We start from the raw sequence: 920 nt of genomic DNA, 5'->3' as shown, positions 1-920 counted from the left end.
GATGAACAGGCTAAGCAGAAGCAGAACAGATTGGTTGCCGACTTTACGCTGACATCGAATGGCGAAAAGGCTTATGTAGCCAATCAGCTTTCCACCGACCTGGCTTGGAATGATATCATGATGGATATTGCCGGCTCTTATCCTAATCATCAGCAAGTCAAGATGCCGAAATATAAAGTATCAGACAAACTGGAACTGTTGCAACGGAGTGGTAAGCGAACCTATACCTTTAACACGTATAATGCTTATATGGTGAATCCGCACTCCCTATCTGTTAATCATTCGCAGCAAACGGCTTATCAAAGTGTTCGTTCGGCAGCATTCTTCAGTCATACCAATACTTCGCTCGGCTTTTTCCTCAAGCCTTTTACCGTAATGATGAAGGTTGGCTTGCAGGTATTGAGCAGAACGATGAAGAGTCATCTGGAGGGAGTTCCTGATTCTCTGGGTAATATGCGCAATCAATTGAACATGACCTTCTTACGTGCCTATGCATCGCCGGAGGCTGAGTATAACCAGGGTGGCTGGCATATTCGATTCCAGATGCCCATCACTTTTACACCTTATTATTATAATGATAAGTTGATGGGAGCGAAAGAGAATGCCGGCAAGACACAGGTTGCTCCTCAACTCAGCGTGAGCTATTTCCTTACAGCCCGTTTGCAGGCTACGCTTTCCGGTGGAATCGCTCAGCGGGAAGTGGATGAACAGAATTTCTATCAGGGTCTGCTGATGCGTGATTACCGTAATCTTTATACGGGTTTCGTGGATTATACCGCCGACAAGAGCAAGCATATTTCCTTCAACATCAGCTATAAGCGTCCTCTTGCCACCGTCTTTGCCAATGCCTACATCCGTAAGATCTGGTCTGACAGTCATCTTACAGTAGCACGTGATTTTGTGGGTGATTATATCATCAA

At 45.4% G+C, this 920-nt stretch carries 1 protein-coding gene; it reads left to right on the top strand.

Annotated features, from left to right (window positions below):
• Window positions 1-920, top strand: a 920-nt coding sequence (locus DW657_RS18090; protein ID WP_158577431.1) for a hypothetical protein, incomplete at both ends; no start/stop codon positions are given.

It is taken from the genome of Prevotella sp. AM23-5, from assembly GCF_003473645.1.
GTDB classification, from domain to species: Bacteria; Bacteroidota; Bacteroidia; order Bacteroidales; family Bacteroidaceae; genus Prevotella; species Prevotella copri_A.
This window is presented reverse-complemented; position numbering and strand designations above follow the sequence as displayed.